Here is a 19,003-nt window from a genome sequence, read left to right on the forward strand (position 1 = left end):
TCGGTCGTCGCCTCGTTTTCCGACCGTTTCGACCGAGTTTCTGTTTCCGCCGCGGTCGGCGGTGTCGGTGATTCTGTGCATGGTGGTGAATATCACGCGAAGCGTCCGATGCCGGGGGATTCAAGTCGGTGTAGGTCGCGTCATTCATCGATGCGTCAGGACCACCTCATCTCCGCGTCGCACCTCTCGCGGGAGGACATCGAGGCGGTGCTCGACCGCGCGGCCGACATCGACGACGACCCGGCCGCGTTCCGGCAGCGACACGCCGGAAAGGTTCTCGGGCTCTGTTTCTTCGAGCCGAGCACGCGAACTCGGATGAGCTTCGACTCCGCGATGAAACGCCTCGGCGGCCAGACCGTCGATATGGGACCGGTCGAGTCGTCGTCGGTCAAGAAGGGCGAGACGCTCGCCGACACCGTCCGCGTGGTCGAGGGCTACGCGGACGCGCTCGTGCTCCGACACCCCAGCGAGGGCGCGGCCACGATGGCCTCCGAGTTCGTCGACGTGCCGCTCGTCAACGCGGGCGACGGCGCGGGCCAGCACCCGAGCCAAACCCTCCTCGACCTCTACACCATCCGGGAGAACGCCGGCCTCGACGACCTCACCATCGGTATCATGGGCGACCTGAAGTACGGGCGGACGGTCCACTCGCTGGCCGAGGCGCTGACGAACTTCGACGCCAGCCAGCACTTCGTCAGCCCCGAGAGCCTGCGGCTCCCCCGGAACGTCCGCTACGACCTCCACGCCTCGGGCGCGCAGGTCAGAGAACACACCGAACTCGACGAGGTGCTCCCCGAACTCGACGTGCTCTACGTGACGCGCATCCAGCGCGAGCGCTTCCCCGACGAAAACGAGTACCGAAAAGTCGCGGGACAGTACCAAATCGACTCTGAGACGCTGGAGTCGGCGGCGGACGACCTCACCGTCATGCACCCGCTCCCCCGCGTGGACGAGATTTCGCCGGACATCGACGACACCGACCACGCGACGTACTTCGAACAGGCTCACAACGGCATCCCGGTCCGGATGGCGCTGTTGGACATCCTCCTCTCCCAAGACCGATGACAGACGACCACCAACTCCGCGTCTCGAAGATTCGAAACGGCACCGTCATCGACCACGTCGCCGCGGGACAGGCGCTCAACGTCCTCGCCATCCTCGGCATCGACGGCACCAGCGGGGAGGCGGTCTCGGTCGGGATGAACGTCCCCTCCGACCGCCTCGGACGCAAGGACATCGTGAAGGTCGAAGGCCGCGAACTGAGCCAGTCCGAGGTGGACGTGCTGTCGCTCATCGCGCCCGCCGCGAGCATCAACATCGTCCGCGACTACGACGTGGTCGAGAAGAACCGCGTCGTCCGCCCCGACGCCGTCGCGAGCATCATCTCGTGTCCGAACAGGAACTGCATCTCAAACGCCGACGAACCCATCCGGTCCCGCTTTACCGTCCTCTCGGACGGCGTGCGCTGCGACTACTGCGAGACCATCGTCCGCGAGGACGAAGTCGCGGCCAACCTCGACGTGAACTGACCGTTTTAGCACTCGTTCGACGACCTTTTTCGCGCGGCGCTCGCCTGACAGCGGTGGTCCTCGTCGGCGAACTCGACGCCGTCGAACTCGAAGCGCGCGCCGCCGGTCGCCGCCGACCCGACGGAGACGGTCCAGCCGTGGGCCTCCGCGAGCGACCGGACGATGTCGAGGCCGAAGCCCGTCCCCTCGGCCGAGGTGGTGAAGCCGCGTTCGAACACCCGCGCTGCGACGGCGGCGTCGATGCCGGAACCGTCGTCTTCGACCGCGAACGTCACCTCGGCCGGCGACGCGGTGACGCGGACGGTCAGCGGCGGGGTTCGACCGCCCGTGGAACCGTGTTCCACCGAGTTCCGAAACAGGTTCTCGAACAGCCGCTGGAGCCGACCGGGGTCGGCGTGAACCGTCGCCGAGGACTCGACGACGAGCGTCGCGTCGCCCGTCTCGACCGTGTTCCACGCCCGGCGGGCGACCGCTTCGAGCGAGACGGGCGCGAAATCGATGACCGCCCTTCCGCTTCGGGCCGCGGTCAACACGTCGTTGACGATGTCGCTGATGCGGGTCAGCGAGGTCGCGACCCGTTCGAGATGTTCGGAGTCGTTGGCCTCTCGTTCGAGGTCGAGAAAGCCCATCGAGATGGAAAGCGGGTTTCGGAGGTCGTGCGAGAGGACCCGGGCGAACTCCCCGAGTCGCTCGTTTTGCTGTGCGAGCTGCTCTTCGTGCTGCCGGCGGGTCGTGATGTCGCGACCGACGCCGCAGAAGCCGACGACCTCCCCGTCAGGCCCCGTGAGCCGGCGGCCGGTGAGTTGGAACAACAGCGTCTCGTCGTCGGTCGGGAGTCGCGCTTCGACGACGGTCGTCCCCGTCCGCATCACCTCCTCGACGGCGCGCTCGACCGCCGGTCGGTCGGCCTCGTGGAAGAACGCGTCGGCCGACATGCCGGTGAGTTCGGCGTCCGACAGGCCGGTGAGCTCCGAGAGTCGCTCGTTCCACGAGACGAGTTTCCCCTCGCGGTCGTAGACGTAGAACACGTCGTCGAGCGCGTCGAGCGCGTCTTCGATGAACCATTCCGTGTCGACTGCCTCCTCGACCCGTTCGGCCGTCCCGCGGGTGGCCCGCGTCCTGCGGCGCTCGCGGGCGAGTCGCTGGACCCGCGAGCCGAGCGGGTCTTCGGCGTCGTCGGCACCACCGGCGTCGTCGGCGGTCGCCGTCGCCCGCGCGAGGACTTCCTCGCGGGCGAGGTACGCGTCGATAGCTAAATCGACCAGTTCGGTCACGGAGTGGTCGGCGTCACCGGGCGCGAGGAAGACGACCGGGAGGTCGCCGCCGGCCGCGCGAATCTCGCGGAGCAGGGAGACCCCGTCACCGTCGGGAAACGCCGAACCGAGAACGAGACAGTCGTACGCGTCGTCGCCGTCGAGGGCGCGGCGAGCGGCGGCGAGCGTCTCGGCCGACTCGACGACGGCGTTCGAGACCGTCCGCTGGACGGCGCGGGTAATCGCGCGGTCGCCGTCGGCGGAGAGGACGCGGAGCGGAGTATCGAATTGCATCGGGCGGAGCAGAGGAAACTGAACGAGTAACGGAATGCTCTCAGATAAGATAACTTTTCTGCGCGTTCTGTCATTTAATTAACGACAGTTCGGAACGTGCATCCAGTTTTTAAATCGCTCGCCGCAGTTGCCCCGGTGTCGTAATCACTTAGTGCGGTGCAGTCGAAGTATTCGGTATGTCCAAGAAGGCCAAACTGGTTCTGGTACTGGCGCTCGTGGCGGTCCTCTACACCGTGTTCTCCGGGAGCGGAGACACCGTCGAAGTCGAAATCGAAGAGTAACCACTTTTTCGCGTGCTCGGCCGCGTTCGGCCGGGTTCGCCTCATTCGCGGCCGGTCAGTGACGACGCCCGAAGAGGGCGTGCACGGCCGAGAGCGAACGACTTACCCGCCGCCCGCGCGAAGGCGGAGCCATGTACGGGGTCGTCACGCGCAACGAAGAGGAAGTCGACTGGCCGGAGTTCGACCGCGGCTTCTACGAGGTCAAGGACGTCACCGGCCGGGCGGCCGAACCGCTGTCGAACGCCGTCAACATGATATCGTGTTTCGGCGACAACGCCGCCGCCAACGAGAGCCCCGAGTTGGTCCCCGTCGACGGCGAGGGGAACCCGGCGACGCGGGACCGAACGTACTTCGACTGGGCGTACATCTGCCCGACGAACGAGAAGTACCGCGCCGGTCTGCTCGAAATCGTCGAGGACGCCGCCGCGGCCAACGGCGACGTTCGCCTCGACGACGTTGGCTTCCCGCGCGACGAGTACTGCCGGTGTGACCGGTGTACCTCGCAGTTCGAGGCGTGGGCCGCCGACCGCGGCCGCGACGCCGACGACGAGGACGCCTGGTTCGAGTGGCGCGCCGAGGTCATCACCGACTTCGTCGCCGACGCGGCCGAGCGCGTCCCCGGTCGCCTGTATCTCACGCTCTATCCCGACCCCTATCCGGGCCACCTCTACCGCCGCGCCGGCCTCGACGTCGAGGCGCTCTCGGCGCACGTCGACGAGTTCGTCGTCCCGCTTTACGACACCAACTACGGGACGACCTACTGGCTCGAAACCATCGCCCGCGGCTTCGTCTCGCTTTTGGAGCCCTACGACGTCGACTTCTCGCTCGAACTGTACGCCGTGAACGTGGACGTGGACGACCTCATCCACGCCATCGAGGTCGCAGACGAGTACGCGAAGGACGTGCTGTTCGGCTACGACGCGAGCAACGCCGCCGCGACGCTCCGCCGGATGACCGCCGACGGCTCTCGCGGGAAGACCTACCACCCCGAAGACGCGACCCGCTGAGCCGGCCGCTGTTCGCCGTCCCGAGCCGCGGGGACGGTCACGGGTGCCCTCGGGAGTGTTCAGAACGCGCCGGCGAGGTAGCCGATGACGACGATGCCGAGGAGGAAGACGAGCGCCGCGAACGCGAACAGGGCGAACATGAGTCGCCGCTGTCCGCTCGTCGGTTGTGCCATGGGCGTTCTCCGGACCGCACCCACTTATGATAGTCGGCGCTCCGGACGGTCCCGTCCGGGCGGGCGGACTCCGGCGGCGAAAAAACGGGGCTCTGCGCGGGTCGGCTACGGGACGACGTAGCCGCCGTCGACGACCATCGGGTGGCCGGTGACGAACGAGGCGTCGTCGGAACAGAGGTAGACGACCGCGCTGGCTATCTCCTCGGGTTTGCCGAGGCGGCCGATTGGCTCGTCTTCGACCAGTCCGGCCCTCGCCTCGTCGTTGCCGGCGGTGAATCGCTCTATCATCGGCGTCTCGATGACGCCCGGACAGACCGCGTTGACGCGGACGTTCTCGGTCGCCACTTCGAGCGCGGCAGAGCGGGTCAGCCCGATGACGCCGTGTTTGGCGGCGTAGTAGTGCGCGAGGTTCGCGCCGCCGGTCAGTCCCGCCACGGAAGACGTGTTGACGATAGCGCCCCCGCCGTTCTCGACGAGGCGCGGAATCTCGTACTTCAGGCCGAGGAACACGCCGGTCAGGTTGATGTCGATGACCCGCTGGAAGTCCTCGATGGACAGCTCGGCGATGGGCCCCGGCGTCCCCTCGATGCCCGCGTTGTTGTGCGCGAAGTCGAGGCCGCCGAACTCGCTTACCGCCCTGTCGACGAGGCTCGCCACGTCGCTTTCCTTCGAGCTATCGGCCTCGAAGAAGGCGGCGTCGCCGCCCTCGCTTTCTATCTCTCGGACGACCTGCTCGCCGGCGTCCACCTGCACGTCCGAGAGCGCGACCATCGCGCCCTCCTCGGCGAACCGGAGCGCGGTCGCCCGACCGATACCCGACGCCGCGCCCGTGACGAGCGCGACTTTCCCATCGATTCCCTTCATGATATCACCACGACCCGCCGGCCGCGTGGGCTGCGCGGTCGTGCGTGCCAGTAGGTGTCACTCGGAAATAACGCCTCTTCAGGGACGCGTGACGCTCTCGCGGCCGAGAAAATAGTGTTTCGTCCGCTCTCTCCGACCGACGGCTCAGTCGAGGTCTTCGATGGGCTCCGCGTTGCCGAAGTACGGGTCGGGCCCGTCACCGGGGGCCGCCCAGTCGACGGCGTTGTCGAGGACGGTCCGAACCTCCTCCTGCTCGTAGATGGGGTAGGTCTCGTGGCCCGGCCGGAAGTAGAAGACGCGGCCCTTGCCGCGGGTGTAACAACAGCCGGAGCGGAACACCTCGCCGCCCTCGAACCACGACGTGAAGACGAGTTCGTCCGGCGCGGGGATGTCGAACCGCTCGCCGTACATCTCGGCGCGGGGGACCTCGAACGACTCGGGGAGGCCGTCGGCGATGGGGTGGCCGGGCTCGACGACCCAGACGCGCTCTTTCTCGCCCGACTCGCGCCACTTCAGCGAGCAGGTCGTCCCCATCAGGCGCTTGAACGGCTTGGAGTAGTGTCCCGAGTGGAGCACGAGCAGTCCCATCCCGTCGCGGACGCGGTCGACCACGCGGTCGACGATTGCGTCGTCCACCTCGTCGTGGGCCTTGTGTCCCCACCACGCCAGCACGTCGGTGTCGTCGAGAACCGACTCGGTGAGGCCGTGTTCCGGTTCGTCCAGCGTGGCGGTCTGCACGTCGTAACCCGCCTCGCGGAGCCCCTCGGCTATCGTCGCGTGGATACCGTCGGGGTAGATTTCGGCGACCTCGTCGTTTTCCTTCTCGTGTCGGTACTCGTTCCAGACGGTGACGGTGACCATACTCCCGCCGTCGCCGGGCGGCGACAAGTATGCACCGACAGCGAAATGCGCCGAAGGCGAGGGCGAGGGCGGCCCGTGGCGGTCCCCCGCCGAGTCGGCTACTTGCCTTCGAACTCCGGTTCCCGCCGGCTCATGAACGACTCCACGCCCTCGGCGTGGTCGTCGGTTCCGAACATGACCGCCTGCGCCGACGCCTCGTGTTCGATGGCCGCCTCGATGGAGTCGTCGGGGCGGCGCAGCAGGCGCTTGGAGGCGGTGAGCGCCTTCGTCGGGCCGCCGGCGATGCGCTCCGTGAGGGCGTCGAGTTCCGCCTCGAACTCGTCCTCGTCGGCGACGCGGTTCACGACGCCGAGTTCCAGCGCCCGCTCGGGGCCGAGTTTCTCGCCCGTGTAGACGAGTTCCATGGCGACGTTGCGCCCGACGAGTCTGGGAAGGAGGTACGACAGCCCGGAATCGACCGCGAGGCCGACCCGGCGGAAACCGAAGCCGACGGAGGCGTCTTCGCGGAGGAGTTGGAGGTCGCAGGCGATGGCGAGCGCGCCGCCCGCGCCCACGGCCGGGCCGTCGATGGCCGCGACCGTCGGCAGGTCGCACTCGTAGACGCGGCGCACGCAGTCGGCGGTGTCGCGGACGACGTGGTCGACCGCCTCTGGGAGCGTCATGGCGTCGGCCTGTAGCTCCAGCATGGCGTTCACGTCGCCGCCGGCACAGAACGCGCCCGCCTCGTCGCTCCCGCGGAGGACGACACAGCGCGCCTCGTCGGGGAGCGAGCCCAGCGCCTCGCGCACGCCGGCGGTGACTTCGACCGTCAGCGCGTTCCGAACCGCCGGGGCGTCCAGCGTCACCGTCGCCACGCCGTCGTCGAGCGCGAGCCGTACCGCGTCGGAGTCGAGTTCGACCTCGGTCATCTCCCGGTTCGACGTGCAGAACCGTGAAAAACGTTTGGACCGTGGAGAGTTGAATCGTCGCTGACCGGCTCAGGAGAACAGCGCGGACACGTCGATACCGAGCCCCGGGGCCTCGGGGACGCGCATCCGGCCCTCGCGCACGGGTGCCGGGTCGACCGCGAGGTCGGAGTCGAGGAGCGAGGCGGTCGCCAGCCCGTGGGCCCGGTCGCCGGGGAGCGACGCCGCGACGTGGAGCGCGCCGAGTCGGGCGACGACGGCGTCGATGGTGGTCGTGACGACGACGTCGACGCCGGCGTCGCGGGCGCGAGCCGCGAGGTCGCGGACGCGGTCCGGGCCCCCGAGCGCCATCGGCTTGCAGACGAGCACGTCCGCCGCGTTCGAGGCGAGCGCGCGTTGCGGCGGGACCGCCGCCAGCGACTCGTCGAGCGCGATGGGCGTGTCGTGGAGCCGCCGGAGGACGGCGTGGCCGTCGAGTTCGTCGGCCGGGAGCGGCTGTTCGAGGTAGTCGAGGTCGAGGTCACGTTCCTCGACCGAGTCGAGAAAGCGGTCGGCGGTCCAGCGGTCCCACGCGGCGTTCGCGTCGGCCCGCAGCGACACGTCGGGACCGACCGCCTCGCGGACGGCCCGGAGACGCGCCACATCGTCGGTCGGGTCGCGCGCGCCGACCTTCAGTTTGAGGCAGTCGTACCCCGATTCGACGGCGGTCTCGGCGGCCTCGACGGTCGCCTCGGGACCGTCGTCGCCGAGGGTCGCGTTCACCGGAAGCGAGGTGTGCGAGTCGGTGGCTAGGGACGCGGCGAGCGGTCGGTCGGCGGCGCGAGCGCGGGCGTCGGAGACGGCGAGCGAGACGGCGTGTCTCGCGGCGGGCGCGTCTGCGAGTGTCCCGTCTTCCAGTGCGGACTCGGGATTGGCGTCGGCCACGGCGTCGCCTTCGGCGAGGTCGGCGAGCGCGTCGCGGCAGTCGGCGAGCGACTCGGTCCAGCCCGGAAGCGGCGTCGCCTCGCCGACGCCAGTCTCGCCCGCAACGTCGACCGCGACGAGAAGTCCCTCGCGGCGCTCGATGTCGCCCTTGGCGGTCGAAAGCGGCGTTTCGAGGTCGACGGCGAACTCGCGGAGACGCATCGTCACGCGAGGACGAGGCCGACCGAGAAGAGGACGGCGTAGAGGGCGAGGAGTTTGCCCGTGTCTTCGAGCGCGGGGTTGAGCTTCTCGCCTTTCGTCTCGGTCACGACGGTCCGCGCGATGCGGGCCGCGACGGGCATCGAGAACATGGGCAGGAGGACGAACCAGTCGAAGCCCGCGCGGGTCCACAGGTAGGCGGGGACGACGTAGGCGAGCGCGAGCATGGCGACGTACTCGGCGCGGGCGAAACCGTAGCCGAACCGGACCGCGAGGGTCCGCTTGCCCGTGGTCGCGTCTTCCTCCTTGTCGCGGACGTTGTTCACGACGAGGATGTTCGTGGAGATGGCCGCGATGGGGAGGCTGGCGAGGACGGCGACGACCGTGACGGTCCCCTCCGGAATACCGACGGTGAGCGGGGCGGCGAGGACGCTCGCGGCCTGCACGTAGAAGGTTCCGACGACGGCGACGAGGCCGAAGAAGACGAAGACGAACAGGTCGCCGAGACCGTGGTAGCCGAGGGGGTACGGGCCGCCGGTGTAGGCGATGCCCGAGGCGACCGAAAGCAGGCCGATGACGAGGATGGGCACGCCGCCGACGTAGACGAGGGAGGTGCCGAGGAGGACGGCGGCGGCGAAGGTGAGGTACATCGCCCGCTTGACCTCGGCCGGCGGGATGAGCCCGCCCGCGGTGACGCGGGTGAACCCCTCGCGGGCCTCGGTGTCCGCGCCCTGCACCGCGTCGTAGTAGTCGTTGGCGAAGTTGGTCCCGACTTGGATGAGAAGCGCGCCCACGAGCGCCGCGAGCGCGGGGAGCGGGGCGAACAGGTCGGCGTGGACCGCGACCGCGGTGCCGACGACGACCGGCGCGGCGGCCGCCGGGAGCGTCTGCGGCCGCGACGCCATCACCCACGCCCGCCTGCGAGAGATGTCCTGCGTGCTCATTGTCTGCATACGAGGGCCGAAGCAGTGAGTAAGTTCCTATCCGAAAGCGCGCGACGCCGAGGCGGTGGGTGGGAGACGGCGGCCCCCCGGCGTGCGCGTCGGCCCCGACGAGGGAGAGCGCCCCGACGTCGGCGACGACGTGGTCATCGCCGTCGCCGACGGTGGGGTGTCGATGACTCGCTATTCGGAGTCGGAAGCGGAATCAGCGGCGGGACCGGAATCGGCGGCGACGCCGAGATGGTCGGCGAGTCGCTCGCGACCGCGCTCGGCCCGAGCTTCGACCGCTTCCTCGGAGATGTACATCTCGCGCTGACGCTCCACGTCGGCCTCGCGGAGTTCGCGGAGTCGCTCCTCGGCGAGGTCGCAGTCGTCGGGGACTCGGCTGTCGAACCGCTCGCGCCAGTCGTCGCGGGCGGTCTCCTCGCCGGCGAGTTCCGATTCGGGACGTATCCAGTCCCAGTGATGCGCGAGGGCCTCGGGATACCCCCGTTCGAGGCGGTGGTCGGTGATGACCGACCGGCCGACGCGCGCGCCCTGCCCGGCCGACATGATGGCCTGCACGTTGACCTCGCTCACCGGCGCGGCGACGTACAGCCCGTCGATGGCTGTCCGGCCCTCGATGTCGGCGTAGTCGCGGTCGAACTTCGTCCGCGTCTCGCCGTCGTACTCGTAGGTGACGAACATCTCGTCGTCGTCGAGCGGTTCGAGGAAGTCGCCGCCGTAGCGGGCGGCCGCGATGACCCGCCTCGCCGTGACGGTCTCGCCGTCCTGCGTCGTGACCTCGAAGCCCGGCCCGGCAGCGTCCGCGGTCTCGGTCCCGTCGCCGCCGGCGGGTTCGACCGCCTCGACGAGCTCCGGAACGAGGTCGCAGCCGGCCGCCTCGACGTGGTCGTGGATGAGTCCGTAGAACGTCTCGACGTCGACGCCGCCGGGGAAGCCGAGGTAGTTCTCCAGATAGGCACAGCGCTGGAGCGACGACCGGCCGCGGTCGAAGACGACGGTGTCGAGACCGTACCGACCGGTGAAGACGCCCGCCGAGCAGCCCGTCGGCCCGCCGCCGACGATGGCTACGTCGTAGTCGAACGCCGCCGTTTCGGGGTCGGTCGCTGTCGTCGTCGCCGTCCCCTCCGAGCGCTCGGCGTCCGCCATCTCAGAACTCCCCGTTGACGATGTCCGCGACGCGCTGGCGGTCGAACAGTTCGGCGTCGTCCGTCACGTCGCCGAACACGTCGGGGTACAACTGCTTCGCGGCGCGCTCGGTCAGGAACAGGTTGTGAATCGGCCCCTGGAACAGGTAGCCGCCGCGGTAGACCCGACCGTTCTGGACGGCCGCCAGTTCGCCGCCGACGGGGTGGTCCTCCATGTACGCGAGGACGGTGTCGCGGAACTCCTCGGGCGTCTTGCGCTTGTGGCCGCGGACGAGAATCACGTCGGGGTCGATTTCGAGGAGGTTCTCGTAGTCGAGTTCGCCGCGGTTGGTCGTGCTGAGGTTCTCGATGTCGGTCCCCGAGAGCGCGTCGGTGACGCCGAGGTCGTTCCACTGCTTTTTGCTCGTGCCCTTGTCGTTGAGGCGGTACGGCGAGAACGTCTCGGGTTCGGTCGTCCCTTCGAAGGTGAGAAAGACGTTCGGGCGCTCGTCCGCGGGCGGCAGTTCCGCCTGTATCTCCGCGATGAACTCGTCGTGGAACGCCTCGAACGCCTCGTAACGGTCCTCGCGCTGGAACACCTGCGCGACCTTCTCGAACGCCTCGTAGAGCGTGTAGTAGCGGTAGTCGTGCCAGCCGTCCGACCGGCGGAAGACGAGGTTGCCGACGAACGGGGCGACGTTCTCCGCGATTTCGTCCACGTCGGCTTGGTCCCAGTCGAACCAGTTGATGAGCATGTTCGGGTCGTAGAGGTGGACGTCGTTGTCGAGTTCGTAGAACTCCTCTTTCGTCCGGACCTCGGGGTACGCCTCGATTTGCTCGCGGTCGACGCTCACGCCGGGGAGTTCGTCGTAGACGTAGGTGTAGTACCGGCCCGCGCCGCCGACGCCGGTCAGCCCGTCGCCGACGCCGAGCGCGACGGCCATGTCCGCGTAGCCGCCGTCGTAGGCGGCCCACGACTCGGGAACCGAGTCGAACGTGACCTCGCCCATCGGCTCCATCGTCACCGAGTACGAGGAGTCCGCCTCGGTCGTCTGGGTCTCCGTCTCGGCGCTCGTTTCGGTGGCTGCCTCGGTCGTCGTCTCGGCCGCCGTGGTCGTCTCGTCACTCCCCGACGAGTCCGACGTACAACCGGCCAGCATCCCGGCACCGAGAGCCGTGCCGCCGTACCGAATGTAGTTGCGTCGCGTGAGTCCCTCCTGCCCGGTGGATTTCTCTTCCATGGGATTTAGGCTAACCTAAATGTATAAGAGCGTTCCTATTTTTCGGCCGGCCTAAACCTTGGCGAGGCGACGTGTTTCGGCCCGACGGGAGGGGCCGCATCGCGGTTGCGGGTCCGGCGTCCGGCGAGAGCCGGGGTCAGGCCCTCAGTAGTGCCACGGGTAGTCGCGGAAGCGGGGTTCGCGCTTTTCCAGGAAGGCGTCGCGGCCCTCTTGGGCCTCCTCGGTCATGTAGGCGAGCCGGGTCGCCTCGCCGGCGAACACCTGCTGGCCGACCATGCCGTCGTCGGTCATGTTGAAGGCGTACTTGAGCATGCGCATGGCCGTCGGCGACTTCTTCGTCATCTCGTCGGCCCACTCCAGCGCCACGTCCTCTAGCTCCTCGTGGGGAATCGCCTCGTTCGCCATGCCCATGTCCACGGCCTCCTCGGCGGAGTAGGTCTTGCCCATGAAGAACACCTCGCGGGCCTTCTTCTGGCCGACCTGCTTTGCGAGATACGCGGAGCCGAAGCCGCCGTCGAAGGAGGCCACGTCGGGGTCGGTCTGGAGGAACTTCGCGTGCTCCTCGGAGGCGAGCGTCATGTCGCAGACGACGTGCAGGGAGTGGCCGCCGCCGACGGCCCACCCCGGCACGACGGCGACGACGGGTTTGGGCATGAAGCGAATGAGCCGCTGGACTTCGAGGATGTGCAGGCGACCGGCTTTCGCCTCGCGGACGAGCGGGTCGTCGGAGGCGTCGGCCTCGTCGTCGTCGCGGTACTCGTAGCCCGAGCCGCCGCGGACCGACTGGTCGCCGCCGGAACAGAACGCCCAGCCGCCGTCCTTCTCGGAGGGACCGTTGCCGGTCAGGAGGACGCACCCGACGTTCGCGCGCTTTCTGGCGTCGTCGAGCGCGGCGTAGAGTTCGTCCACGGTTCCGGGTCGGAAGGCGTTTCGGACCTCGGGGCGGTCGAACGCGATACGGACCGCCGGCACGTCGACGGCGCGGTGGTAGGTGATGTCGTCGAACTCGTCGGACCCCGGGACGGGCTCCCAGCGGTCGGGGTCGAAAATCTCCGAGACCATACCGAGTGGCGGCGCGGGCGGCGCAAAAAGATTCGCTTGCGGCGATGGTTCGGGGCCGAGTCCCGCCGCGTTCTCCGCTCGGCCCGGAACTATTTGTCAGTCGGCGAACTACTCTCGCGCATGTCGGCCGCGACCAGCCTTCTCGTCAGATTCGTCCACATCGTCGGGATGGCGCTCGTCTTCGGTGGCGCAGTGTTCGCGTGGACGACGCTCAGAGCGCCCGGTTCCGGGACCGAGGGCGCGGGTGACTCGGCCGGGGTCGTCGGCGACCCGTCGACTCTCGCGACCACCTACGAGTGGGTTTTCTGGGCGGCGATGGGCGCGATGGTCGTCACCGGCGTCGGCAACCTCGGCGCGCTCGGTCCGCCCGGCCCGTCCGGCCGCTGGGGAACGATACTGACGGTGAAGCTCCTCGCGGTGACCGCGTTCGTCCTCGGGTCGTTCGTCCGGACGCTCGTCGCGCTCAGGCTCCGACGAGACCACCCGGTGGGTGCCGGGCGCTCGCTCCTCGCGAAGAGCTACGGCGCGACCGCCGCCGCGCTTCTCGTCCTCGTCGCGCTCGCGGAGGTGTTGGCGCATGGCTGAGACCGCCGCCGGCCGCTTCGAGGCGTGGGTCGTCTCGTCGTTCAATCTCGTCGTCCTGAGTCTCGTCGGACTCCTCGCGGCCCACGCGAGCGGCGCGCTGGAAGGCGAACTCGCCAACTTCGGGACGCTTCCGGGCGTCGCCGCCTTCGCCTACCTGTGGCTCCTCACCGCGGCCGTGACCCGGTGGGCGCTGGCGGGCGGCGGGCTGGCCGACCTGCAGGACGGCCTCCGCGGACTGTGGCGACTCGTCCTCCGCGGGTTCGCGGCAGGCGCGCTCATCGGGGCGGCGTTCCTCCTCGGGGTGCTCCTCGTCGGCGCGATTCTGAACGGAGCCCCGCTCCTCTCGTTGGCGTTCATCGCGCTCATCGGCGTCGCGGCCGCGAGCGTCGTCGGCGGCGTCATCGGCGGCCTGTCTGTCGTCCTCGACGCCGGCTGTTACTGGGCCGCCGGGCGACTCGTCGGGCCGTGGGCGAAGTCAGATGTCTCGGACGACGCTTCCGACGCGGGGGGCTAGTCTCGAAGCGGACCGCGCGGACTCGTCAACCACGACGCCAGTCCGACGAGTACCGCGGCCGCGATGCCGACGAGAAAGGCGGTCGTTCCGGCCACGGAGCCGTAGGCGACGAGCCCCGTCCCGACGACCGCGGTCGCGAGCGACCGGCGGCGACCCATCGACTCGGGGTAGCCGCCGGCTTTGAACCGCGCGAGCCCCCACGCCACCACGGCGACGAGCGGCGCGAGGCCGAGGCCCGTCAGGGGCCGCTGGACGACGAACCAGAGGACGGGAAAGGCGACCACGACCGCGACGAGCGCGAGCGTCCCGCGGCGGCCGAGCGCCGGGGGATAGCCGCGCTCGGCGAGGTCCGAGAGAAGCACCACGCCGAAGACGACGGTCGCGCCCGCGAAGACCCCGGCGAGGGGTTCGTACGCGACGACGGTCGCGTAGGCGAACGCGAGAACGCCGAGGAACCCGGCGACGGCGTAGACGCTGCCGCGGTACTGGCGGAAGAGTGCGGAGGACATGTCGCCACGATTCGGAGCGCGGGAGAAAAGTCAGTCGGTCGACTGGTTCGGTCGGTCAGTCGGACAGTCGCTCTCTGGCGCGCTCGGCGATACGCTCGCGTACGCGGTGCGAGTCCTCGGCGTCGGTACGGACTTCGATAACGTCGGTGCCGTCGGTGGCGACCGACTCGGCGTAGGCGTCGCGGAAGTCGTCCGGGTCGACCGACGCGAACGAGAGGTCGTAGAGGTCCTCGGTGGCCGCGAAGTCGAGGCCGTGGGGCGTCTTGAACTGGTCCGTGAAGGGCGGTTCGTACTCCTCGATGGGGAGCATGTGGAAGATGCCGCCGCCGTCGTTGTTGACGAGGACGATGGTCGCGTCCACGCCGAGGCGACCGAGCGCGAGCAGGCCGTTCATGTCGTGGTAGTACGCGAGGTCGCCGGTCAGGAGCGTCAGGTGGTCGGTCGCCGCGGAGCCGGCCCCGAGCGCCGAGGAGACGATGCCGTCGATGCCGGACGCGCCGCGGTTGCCGAGGACCGTCCGGGACTTCGTCGAGGGTCGCGCGAAGCGGTCGAGGTCGCGGACGGGCATGGAGTTCGAGACGAACAGCGTCGAGGGCTCGGGCGCGAGGTCGGCCACGTCGGCCGCGAGCCGGCCCTCGAAGGCGTCGGTCTCGTCGTCGACGAAGCTCCAGTAGGCGTCCTCCGCGTCGGTCCACCGCGCGTTCCAGCCCTCGTCCGGGCGGTTGCGGATGAGTTGCGAGAGCCGCCACGCGAGCACCGAGGGCTCGGCCTCAACGAGGTCAGTCGCGCCGAACTCGGCCTCGCGCCAGCGGCCCGTCGGGTCGACGAGGTACTGCCGGGCGTCGGTGCGCGCGAGGTACTTCCGGAGCGCCTTCGAGGTCGGCGACGCGCCGATGCGGACGACAACTTCGGGGTCGGGCCAGTCGGCGGTGACGCGCTCGTCGAGGTAGGCGTCGTAGCCGCCGAGGACGGTCGTCGTCCGGGTGTGACCGCCGAATCGGAGCCCCGAAAGCGGGTCGGCGACGACGGGGAAGCCGGTCGCGTGGGCGAACGCGGCGACGGCCTCGGCGTTGAATCCCGGCGGGTCGGCGGGACCGGCGACGATGAGTCCGCGGTCGACCGCGAGGTCGTCGGCGAGCTTTCGGAGGTGGTCCTCGGAGAGTTCCGGCGCGCCCGCGGTCGTCTTGACGTAGGGTCGGCTCCCGCTCCGGCCGTCGAGCGCCTCGGGGTCGAGGTCGGCGGGCACGTCGCCCTCGACGTACGTCGGTTCGAGCGGCTTTCTGAAGGGGAAGTTGAGGTGGACGGGACCGGCGTCGACGCCGGTTGCCTCGGAGACCGCGCGGCCGGCGGTGGTTCGGAGGCTCCGGAGCTTCCTGTCCGTGGCCTCCGGTTCGGGCATGTCCTTGTACCAGCGGACGGCGTCGCCGTAGAGCTTCTCTTGGTCGACGGTCTGGTTGGCTCCGCTGTCGCGGAGTTCCGGCGGTCGGTCGGCCGTGAGGACGAGCATCGGCACGCGGGCCTGCGACGCCTCGATGACCGCGGGGTGGAAGTTGGCGGCGGCGGTGCCCGAAGTGCAGAGAATGGGCGTCACCTCGCCCGTGCGCCGGGCGCGGCCGAGCGCGAAGTAGGCCGCCGAGCGCTCGTCGAGGTGCGAGAACGTCTCGATGTCGTCGTGGCGGTCGAACGCCTCCGTGAGGGGCGTCGAGCGACTGCCGGGTGCGATGCACACCGCGTCGATGCCGGTGCGTGCCAGTTCGTCGGCGAAGGTCCGTGCCCAGAGGGCGTTTCGGTTCGGTGCTGTCATCTCGTCTGGGTCGTCAAATCGGATTGAATCGAGTCGAGTCGAAGTCGGTCGTCAGCTACGATGTCGGTCGCCGGCTACGGCGTCAGTCGTCGCGTTCGAGTTCGTCGAGGATGGGTCGGTACTTCAGTTGCACCTCGTCCCACTCCGCGTCGGGGTCGGAGTCGGCGACGAGGCCGACGCCCGCAAAGAGCGTCGCCAGCGTCTCCTCGACGATGGCCGAGCGGAGGGCGACCGCGAAACTGCCGTCGCCGTCGGCGTCGAACCAGCCGACCGGCGCGGCGTACCAGCCGCGGTCGAACGGTTCGGTGTCGCGAATCACGTCGAGGGCGGCTTCCGGCGGGAGGCCGCCGACCGCGGGCGTCGGGTGGAGCGCGTCCACGAGCGAGAGGACGTGTTCATCGCGTTCGAGCGTCGCGTCGATGGGCGTCCAGAGGTGCTGGACGGTCGCCAGCTTCCGAATCCCGCGGTCGCCGACGCGAATCTCGGCCGAAAGCGGGGCGAGCTGTTCCCGAATCGTCTCCGCGACGAGTTCGTGTTCGTGGTTGTCCTTCTCGCTTCCGAGCAGTTCGTTCGCGAGCCACTCGTCTTCGTCGTCGGTGTCGCCGCGGCCGGTCGTCCCGGCGAGCGCGCCGGTCTCGACCTCGCGACCGCGGAGCGAGACGAGTCGCTCGGGCGTCGCGCCGAGGAAGCTCGCCCCGCCGTTCGGCTCGACGAGGAAGCGGTGGCAGTCGGGGTACGTCCGACCGAGGCGGGCGAGCAGGTCGGGCGCGGCGGCGGGGCGGTCGAGTTCGACTTCGAGCGCCTGCGCGAGGACGACCTTCTGAAGGTCGCCGGCGCGGATGCGAGAGACCGCGGCGTCGACGCTCTCGTGCCACGCCTCGACCGAGGTCGTCCGGTGGCGGTTCGAGACGCCCGGCGGTCCCTCGGGGGGAGCGTCGTCGAGCGATTCGAGCGTCTCGCGGACCTCGTCGAGTCGGTCGCCGACGGCCTCGGGGTCGGCGTCCGCGCCGACGGCGGTGACCGTGAGCCACGCGTCGTCGCCGTCGAAGGCGACCTGCACCTCGGGGACGACGAAGCGCGCGGCCGGGAAGTCGGCCCACGGGTCGCGGCCGGTCGCCTCCTCGTGGAAGGCGAGGCCGCCGAAAAATCGCGGGTGGGCGACGTCGGGGGCGTCAACGTCAGCGCCGTCGAACAGCGACGTGGCCGACTCGCGGACGCGCGCGAGTCGCTCGGGGCCGTCGGCCTCGACGGCCACGGCGACGCCGCCGCCGACGACTGTCGGCTCGTCGGGGGCGGTCCACAGCGCCCGCGGGCGGCGCATCGTCGCGAGCGACGCCGAGACGGGCGGCGCAGACAGTCGAACCGACCTGCTGACGAGATGGGTCCCCATCTCGTCTGTCCGCAACGGTTCCATCGACCGTGGGTCAGGACCGGGGACGCTTGAAACTCTCCCTTCTGTCCCGCGCGCCGCCCCGGGGAGTCGGCGGAACGCGCACATCTGTCCACCGAACGACAACGCTGGTGGCTCGGACGCGAAGCGACCGCCGAAAACGCTGGAAATCAGCTCAGCTGTACCGCTCTTCGTTCCACGGGTTCGCCGTGTTCGAGTACCCGCGTTTCTCCCAGTAGCCGCGTTCGGGCTCGGTGAGGAATTCGACGCCCGAGACCCACTTCGCGCCCTTGTAGGCGTACTTGTGCGGGGTGACGACCCGAAGGGGGCCGCCGTGGTCGGCTGGCAGGTCCTCGCCGTCGTAGCCCCAGACGAACATGACCTCGTCGCGCATGCACTGGTCGAGGGGCAGGTTCGTGGTGTAGCCGTCCATGGCGTGGAACATCACGTGGACCGCGTCGTCGTCGACACCGACCGCGTCTGCGAGCGTCGGGAACGTGACGCCCTCGAACTCGCAGTCGAACTTGCTCCAGCCGGTGACGCAGTGGAAGTCCTGTACCTGCGTCTCGGAGGGGAGGTCTCGGAACTCGTCGAACGAGAGATCGAGTTCGGTCTCGACCGCGCCCCACGCCTCGAACGACCACGTCTCGGGGTCCCACGAGGGCGTGCCGCTCTTGGAGAGCACGGGAAACCGCTGGGTCTCGCGTTGGCCCGGCGGGAGTCGGTCGTCGCCGAACTCCTCGTAGAGGTGGGTCACGTCGTTGGCCATGGTCGAATCTTCGGCCCGACGCACCTATCACTAACGACTCCGGACACCCGTCGGCGACAGGGGCGGCAGCCGCACTAACCGAACGTAAACGGAGATTCGCGTTCGCCGGAACGACCTTCGGAAAACCCGATTATTTCCCCGGTAGAGTTATATACGGCCCTTCCAAAGCGACGGACGTTCAGATGCCCAAAGTAGAGATTACCGTGCCGGAACACCTGGAGATGCAGATCGTCCAACTCGTCGAACAGGGCGAGTTCGTCAACCGCGACGAGGCCATCGAGGACCTGCTGTCGACCGGTATCCGCGCGTACAAGACCAGCGGTCCGATGTCCGACGAGGACCGCGCGTACGAAGACGACGGAATGATGGGCCACGAAGACGAGTACGTCTTCTGAGCCGAGTGACAGTATCCCCCAATAACGCTTAAACCGCCCTCGCGCCTAACCAACGCTCATGCACAAGGACGAACTGCTGGAGCTGCACGAACAGATGGTTATCATCAAGGACCACTTCTCGGCCCGCGACCACGTCGATTCGAGCCTGTTCGACCCCTACGACGAGCTCGCCGTCGAGCCCTCCCACGTCCACAAATCGAAAAGCGAGCACAAACACGCCGTGTTCGTGCTGGGGAACGCCCTCGCGACCGCGATGAGTGACGACGAGTTCTCCAGCGCGGGCCGCGTCGGCAAGCGCATGGAGGAACTGGCCGACGACGCCGAAGGGAAAATCTGAGCGGCCGTCCGCCGCAGCGCGCCCCGCGACCGACCGC

The 19,003-nt window shown here is 69.0% G+C and carries 20 protein-coding genes; 7 read left to right on the forward strand and 13 right to left on the reverse strand.

What is annotated here, in order from left to right:
- Window positions 1-150 precede the first annotated feature (150 nt).
- Window positions 151-1,065, forward strand: coding sequence for an aspartate carbamoyltransferase (pyrB, locus tag BN984_RS13775; RefSeq protein ID WP_008093297.1), 915 nt, complete (start codon window positions 151-153; stop codon window positions 1,063-1,065).
- Window positions 1,062-1,529: an aspartate carbamoyltransferase regulatory subunit gene (gene pyrI / locus BN984_RS13780; RefSeq protein WP_004977049.1), complete on the forward strand. Its 468-nt coding sequence runs from the start codon at window positions 1,062-1,064 to the stop codon at window positions 1,527-1,529. The genes pyrB and pyrI overlap by 4 nt, the downstream gene beginning before the upstream one ends.
- 5 nt (window positions 1,530-1,534) lie before the next feature.
- Here the strand turns inward: pyrI and BN984_RS13785 are convergent, their stop codons facing one another.
- Complete coding sequence (locus BN984_RS13785; protein ID WP_049968447.1) at window positions 1,535-3,076, reverse strand: ATP-binding response regulator; 1,542 nt, start codon at window positions 3,074-3,076, stop codon at window positions 1,535-1,537.
- A 412-nt stretch (window positions 3,077-3,488) separates the two neighbouring features.
- Between BN984_RS13785 and BN984_RS13790 the strand changes: the two genes are divergently transcribed.
- Window positions 3,489-4,364: a hypothetical protein gene (locus BN984_RS13790; RefSeq protein WP_049968448.1), complete on the forward strand. Its 876-nt coding sequence runs from the start codon at window positions 3,489-3,491 to the stop codon at window positions 4,362-4,364.
- A gap of 278 nt (window positions 4,365-4,642) precedes the next feature.
- On the opposite strand, the gene BN984_RS13795 is transcribed toward BN984_RS13790, so the two are convergent.
- The 8 genes from BN984_RS13795 to BN984_RS13830 all read right to left on the reverse strand — a co-directional run bounded on the left by BN984_RS13795 (window position 4,643) and on the right by BN984_RS13830 (window position 12,663).
- A complete protein-coding gene (locus BN984_RS13795) occupies window positions 4,643-5,401 on the reverse strand; it encodes a glucose 1-dehydrogenase (protein ID WP_008093301.1) in 759 nt (252 codons plus the stop codon).
- Window positions 5,402-5,545: 144 nt separating this feature from the next.
- Window positions 5,546-6,262 (reverse strand): ThuA domain-containing protein, encoded by a 717-nt coding sequence (locus tag BN984_RS13800; protein ID WP_004977044.1) that lies wholly within the window; start codon window positions 6,260-6,262, stop codon window positions 5,546-5,548.
- Between the two features lie 98 nt (window positions 6,263-6,360).
- Window positions 6,361-7,170, reverse strand: coding sequence for an enoyl-CoA hydratase/isomerase family protein (locus BN984_RS13805; RefSeq protein WP_004977043.1), 810 nt, complete (start codon window positions 7,168-7,170; stop codon window positions 6,361-6,363).
- A gap of 69 nt (window positions 7,171-7,239) precedes the next feature.
- Window positions 7,240-8,292 (reverse strand): o-succinylbenzoate synthase, encoded by a 1,053-nt coding sequence (menC, locus tag BN984_RS13810; RefSeq protein WP_008093304.1) that lies wholly within the window; start codon window positions 8,290-8,292, stop codon window positions 7,240-7,242.
- Window positions 8,293-8,294: 2 nt separating this feature from the next.
- Window positions 8,295-9,233, reverse strand: coding sequence for a 1,4-dihydroxy-2-naphthoate polyprenyltransferase (locus BN984_RS13815; RefSeq protein ID WP_049913439.1), 939 nt, complete (start codon window positions 9,231-9,233; stop codon window positions 8,295-8,297).
- A gap of 180 nt (window positions 9,234-9,413) precedes the next feature.
- Window positions 9,414-10,382 (reverse strand): NAD(P)/FAD-dependent oxidoreductase, encoded by a 969-nt coding sequence (locus BN984_RS13820; RefSeq protein WP_049968449.1) that lies wholly within the window; start codon window positions 10,380-10,382, stop codon window positions 9,414-9,416.
- Window position 10,383: 1 nt separating this feature from the next.
- The gene (locus tag BN984_RS13825) at window positions 10,384-11,601 is read right to left on the reverse strand and encodes an ABC transporter substrate-binding protein (RefSeq protein ID WP_049968450.1); all 1,218 of its coding nucleotides are present in this window, start codon (window positions 11,599-11,601) and stop codon (window positions 10,384-10,386) included.
- Window positions 11,602-11,745: 144 nt separating this feature from the next.
- Entirely contained in the window at window positions 11,746-12,663 is a 918-nt protein-coding gene (locus tag BN984_RS13830; protein ID WP_004043470.1) for a 1,4-dihydroxy-2-naphthoyl-CoA synthase, read from the reverse strand.
- A 120-nt stretch (window positions 12,664-12,783) separates the two neighbouring features.
- On the opposite strand from BN984_RS13830, the gene BN984_RS13835 reads away from it, so the two are divergent.
- The gene (locus tag BN984_RS13835; protein WP_049968451.1) at window positions 12,784-13,248 is read left to right on the forward strand and encodes a hypothetical protein; all 465 of its coding nucleotides are present in this window, start codon (window positions 12,784-12,786) and stop codon (window positions 13,246-13,248) included.
- Window positions 13,241-13,762 carry a hypothetical protein gene (locus tag BN984_RS13840; protein ID WP_049968452.1) on the forward strand — a complete coding sequence of 174 codons (522 nt, stop codon included), beginning with the start codon at window positions 13,241-13,243 and terminating at the stop codon, window positions 13,760-13,762. Before BN984_RS13835 ends, BN984_RS13840 begins: the two co-directional genes overlap by 8 nt.
- Here the strand turns inward: BN984_RS13840 and BN984_RS13845 are convergent.
- The 4 genes from BN984_RS13845 to BN984_RS13860 all read right to left on the reverse strand — a co-directional run bounded on the left by BN984_RS13845 (window position 13,759) and on the right by BN984_RS13860 (window position 18,234).
- A complete protein-coding gene (locus tag BN984_RS13845) occupies window positions 13,759-14,271 on the reverse strand; it encodes a hypothetical protein (protein ID WP_049968453.1) in 513 nt (170 codons plus the stop codon). The two genes, BN984_RS13840 and BN984_RS13845, sit on opposite strands and share 4 nt — an antisense overlap.
- A 55-nt stretch (window positions 14,272-14,326) precedes the next feature.
- Window positions 14,327-16,075, reverse strand: coding sequence for a 2-succinyl-5-enolpyruvyl-6-hydroxy-3-cyclohexene-1-carboxylic-acid synthase (gene menD, locus BN984_RS13850; protein WP_049968454.1), 1,749 nt, complete (start codon window positions 16,073-16,075; stop codon window positions 14,327-14,329).
- Between the two features lie 82 nt (window positions 16,076-16,157).
- Window positions 16,158-17,489 (reverse strand): isochorismate synthase, encoded by a 1,332-nt coding sequence (locus tag BN984_RS13855; RefSeq protein WP_049968455.1) that lies wholly within the window; start codon window positions 17,487-17,489, stop codon window positions 16,158-16,160.
- 151 nt (window positions 17,490-17,640) lie between these two features.
- A complete protein-coding gene (locus BN984_RS13860) occupies window positions 17,641-18,234 on the reverse strand; it encodes a sulfite oxidase-like oxidoreductase (protein WP_008093322.1) in 594 nt (197 codons plus the stop codon).
- Between the two features lie 182 nt (window positions 18,235-18,416).
- On the opposite strand from BN984_RS13860, the gene BN984_RS13865 reads away from it, so the two are divergent.
- Together BN984_RS13865 and BN984_RS13870 are read left to right on the forward strand one after the other, a co-directional pair.
- Window positions 18,417-18,629, forward strand: coding sequence for a ribbon-helix-helix domain-containing protein (locus BN984_RS13865; RefSeq protein ID WP_004043463.1), 213 nt, complete (start codon window positions 18,417-18,419; stop codon window positions 18,627-18,629).
- A gap of 58 nt (window positions 18,630-18,687) precedes the next feature.
- Window positions 18,688-18,966, forward strand: a complete 279-nt coding sequence (locus BN984_RS13870) for a UPF0058 family protein (protein WP_004977032.1) — start codon at window positions 18,688-18,690, stop codon at window positions 18,964-18,966.
- Window positions 18,967-19,003: the final 37 nt, after the last annotated feature.

Source organism: Haloferax prahovense (assembly GCF_000723845.1).
Taxonomy (GTDB): domain Archaea; phylum Halobacteriota; class Halobacteria; order Halobacteriales; family Haloferacaceae; genus Haloferax; species Haloferax prahovense.